Annotated in this window: 4 protein-coding genes; 1 reads left to right on the top strand and 3 read right to left on the bottom strand. The window is 46.7% G+C overall.

Annotation, left to right across the window (positions count from 1 at the left end; all coding sequences use genetic code 11):
* Positions 1-114: 114 nt before the first annotated feature.
* Positions 115-1,449 carry a CAP domain-containing protein gene (locus JGK20_RS33325; protein ID WP_293233677.1) on the bottom strand — a complete coding sequence of 445 codons (1,335 nt, stop codon included), beginning with the start codon at positions 1,447-1,449 and terminating at the stop codon, positions 115-117.
* A 156-nt stretch (positions 1,450-1,605) separates the two neighbouring features.
* On the opposite strand from JGK20_RS33325, the gene JGK20_RS33320 reads away from it, so the two are divergent.
* The gene (locus JGK20_RS33320; RefSeq protein ID WP_293233675.1) at positions 1,606-1,734 is read left to right on the top strand and encodes a hypothetical protein; all 129 of its coding nucleotides are present in this window, start codon (positions 1,606-1,608) and stop codon (positions 1,732-1,734) included.
* An 828-nt stretch (positions 1,735-2,562) separates the two neighbouring features.
* Here the strand turns inward: JGK20_RS33320 and nblB are convergent.
* Complete coding sequence (gene nblB / locus JGK20_RS33315; RefSeq protein ID WP_293182700.1) at positions 2,563-3,237, bottom strand: phycobilisome degradation protein NblB; 675 nt, start codon at positions 3,235-3,237, stop codon at positions 2,563-2,565.
* A 126-nt stretch (positions 3,238-3,363) separates the two neighbouring features.
* A complete protein-coding gene (locus tag JGK20_RS33310) occupies positions 3,364-3,825 on the bottom strand; it encodes a CBS domain-containing protein (RefSeq protein ID WP_293182698.1) in 462 nt (153 codons plus the stop codon).
* Positions 3,826-3,970: the final 145 nt, after the last annotated feature.

The raw sequence follows: 3,970 nt of genomic DNA, 5'->3' as shown, positions 1-3,970 counted from the left end.
TTTAATATGGTGCGTGATTACACAATCATTCTGCCTATTCAGGACGGCAATGTCTGAGGGGTGACACCCCTCAGACATTCGCCAACAGTCTCTTTCAACTGCCCGATCTACTTCCTAAATTGCACTCACAAAAACAGAAGATGTAAGCTGACTTTGACTTACACCCTGCACGATTCCCAAATAATTAGCCCCCGACTTAATCGCCGTAGAAGCGATGCTTGCACCTGCATCCAACTTCAAACTCACAGATTCAAAAGTCAAGTTGGCAAATCCGATCCCGTCGGTTAAACCAATCTTATCCCCGGCGACAAAATCGGTAATCACATCGGCACCAACTAACGTAGCCGAAACAGACAAACCTCCTGCTAGGATAAACGTATCACTTCCAGCACCGCCGGTCAGAATGTCTTGCCCGCGATCGCCCCCCAGCAAATCATCGCCGTTACCGCCAATCAAGATATCATTTTCCTTGCCGCCCCGGAGAGTATCGTTGCCATCTCCTCCGATTAGTCGATCGTTATCATTGTTGCCGCTGATAAAATCATTACCAACACCGCCATCAATTAAATCCGAATCTTTACCGCCGGATAAGATGTCATTACCACCTGCGCCGTTAATTGTATCCGCGCCTTGCATTCCATTAATCGTATCAGCGCCTGCTCCTCCAGTGAGATTGTCTTTCCCGGAAAGGGCAAAAATTTGCAATCCCACAGCGCTGGCAGGTATTTGAGTATCAGCAGCATCTGATAGGAAATAATTGCCACCGCTGGCTGTATTCTTGGGTGCTGTCGTCGGGGTGCCGTCCCCTGTAGCATTGGGTATTGGCGAAGTAATGGAGACTAATGTGCTGGGTGTTGGAGTTGGAGTTGGAGTTGGTACGGGAGTTGGTGTGGGAGTTGGAGTTGGAGTTGGCGTTGGAGGTGGTGCGGGATTGACACTACCATCAAGCGAAGTAGCAAAAACTTGCGTCCAATAGTGATTGTAATTGACGCTGCCAGTATCGTTGGCTAGGAAATAGTAACCAATGCCAATCTCTTTCAGATTCGGATTAAGAATGTTAGCCCGGTGGCCACTGCTGTTCATCCATGATGATACAACTTGGTCGGGTGTAGACGATCCCGCAGCGATATTTTCTGCTGCCGAGCTGAATTTATAGCCCGTTGCAGTAATCCGATTTCCCATTGACGAACCATCTTTTCCGGTGTGATCGAAAAAGTCTTGCACTGCCATGTTTTGGGTGTGATTTTGCGCCGCATTCAACAACTGAGTATTTAAGGTTAGGGGGGACAAACTCAATTTGCTGCGCTCTATGTTCGTAAGTTCTAAAACTTTATAAATAAAGTTTTGATTGGTTGTGGCTGGTGCGGGTTGTGACAGTTGAGAAGCCGATCGCTCTCCTGTTAAAATGTCCGCAGACTGAGAATCGGAATTTTGTAGTTGTTCAAGCATGGGGATGATAAAAATGTTTAAGACTGGGCTGAGCTGGTAGATGGCTTACCGTCTTAACGATAATTTCCCCGATCGCAGGCTGGGCAGGCTTCAACAATTGTCTTAATCCCTGCCACTGTTGTATCTATTGTTATTATACCTATTCTTCAACTGCGGATGTCAATATCCGGACTCTGGTTGAAAAAAGCCAAGAGTGCGATCGCCCGTGGCATCAATACAACCGAGATTCCGCAGCCACGAGCGCGTCACGCAGAACAATTACCCACAACATTATTTTTAAGGTAATTTATTATACTTGCTTTTTAAGGTTTAACCGTTAATATACGTACAACAATACAGTTTATAGCGGTTCTCAAAAAAAGTGAGGTATGCCCCATGCCCTAAGTATCGCTCAAAGATCGGCTCGCATCTGGATCGAGGTACGTAGTTGCGCTTAAGCGCTCTTTATAATATTAGGAAAGAGCGCTTAAGCGCAACTACGTACCTAACTTGTCTGACGACAATAAAACCGCCCTGTGCGGAATCTGAGATAGAGCTTGAGATTTGAGATTTTTCCTGATTAGCTTAACAGACGGGAATCCCCACACTATACCGATCGAAGGTTAGTGTGGGATGAGAGGCGTGTGAGACTCCGATTCCACCTGTCCATAATCTCAAAGCGCAGCTTTGAGCAGTGGGCGGGTGGATGACGAGATGAACAAAAGTTCAATAGTCGTGGTAAAATACTTAGATCTTGGATCAAAGAATAACAATCTGGGTCTAAGTCCAAAAAATTCAGGTGACAAGTGGGGCGGGACGTGTTCCTCACTATAAAACGCCGTAAAGGGAAACCATTGGAGTCCGCGGGAAGGAAGATCTCGATATCCTTAACAGGACTCAGATGCCTACAATATACCGCTTGCGGTTGATGTAGGAGCGTCACTAAGGTTCATATTGCGCGCCCAGTTCGCGGGCTGGGGGCTAGAAACCCGGTTTCTTCGAGTTTTGCGTTTAGTTACGAAAAATCTACGAAGAAACCGGGTTTCACTCTTGTTAGCGATCGCGCGCCAACTAATTTTTTAGTAGAATCCTCACAAAAAATTCTCAATTAATTCAAAATTCACCGCTCAAAACTCACAATTTCAAAATATTATCTTGTCCGACTTTAGCCTCCTGAGACACTTGCTCAACCTCATCTTTGGCAAGAATTTCCAAAGCTGCATCTGCTTCGACACCGCCCAACCGCCCCAAAGCTTGGGCGACTCTATAACGAATCTGCCAATCTGCATTGGAAGCGTAGGGAAGCAGCAGCGGCAGGGCCCGTTTATCCCCTAATTCTCCTAATGCACTGATGGCAATAGTTTGGATCAATTCGTTTTCAGAACCCAGGGCATTTTCTAACATCGGAAATGCTTTTGGATCGCCCATTTCTCCCAAAGCTGCGACGATGCTGAGTTGCACCAACCATTCAGATGTACTGCTGTAAACTTGCTGCAAATCTTCTAAAGCAGCGGTTAATTTCAAGGCGCCCAAAGCATCGGCTGCGGCTGCTTGCACGTCGGGTTCGGGATCGTTTCGCAAGCTGTGAAGCAGTACCTCTAAAGCGTTCGGCAGATTTTGCTCGCCGAGGGTTGACATTTGGCTGACGGCTGCGTATCTAACGCGGACGTTTTTGTCGCCGATCGCAATTTGAATCAAATTATAGGCGATCGCTGGTTCTAGCTGTCGCAGTTGGTTGACAGCCCGCAACCTTTCGCCAAAATCCTCGGAATTTAGCAATTGTTCGACAGATTCAGGGGTAATACTCATGCGATTTTAAAATTGGTAATTGGTAATTGGTAATTGGTAATTGGTAATTGGTGATTGCCAAAAGCTTAGAGATTGAAGGAGCGATCGGCTCATTTTCTGATACAATCCTTCAACTGCAACAATTAATTAAGACTCGGCTGCCATCCATCGGATAATATCTCCCCTAGTGAGGATGCCGATTACTTTGCCAGCACTATCGACTACCGGCAATCGGTGGATGCTGCGATCGTGCATTAGTTTGGCTGCTGCTTGGACAGATTTGTCTGGTTCGATGGTAACGGGTTCTTGACTCATCGCTTCTCCTACTGTTTGCCCTAAAGCCTTGTGGAGTTCTCGCTCGTAACGCGAGGGATTTTCTAGATAAATCACGCTGTCGAGTACCATGATGTAAGCGGGCGGAGTAACGCCGGTTTCCCGCCACATCAAGTCGGTTTCGGAGATGACTCCTACCAATAAACCATTCTCATCTACAACGGGAAGGCCGCTAATACGTCGATCGGCTAAAATTTTAATCGCTTCGTTTAAGGGCGTTTCGGGGCGCGCCAAAATCGGATCGCGACTCATCACATCGGCTACTGTTTTGGGCATGATTGGCGGTTGATTTAGTTGTTGCTCTACATCCGATCATATAGGGAAAGCGTGACACAGACTGAAGAAAAGCAGCCGGGGAGAAGGGATTCGTGACAAGCTAGAAGGACTCAAATAGTTTGAATGCCAGAATTTATCAAGGTTT

The sequence above is a fragment of the Microcoleus sp. PH2017_05_CCC_O_A genome, assembly GCF_020738785.1.
Taxonomy (GTDB): domain Bacteria; phylum Cyanobacteriota; class Cyanobacteriia; order Cyanobacteriales; family Microcoleaceae; genus Microcoleus.
Note: the sequence above shows the minus strand (reverse complement) of the source record. Positions and strands in the feature narration are given on the sequence as shown.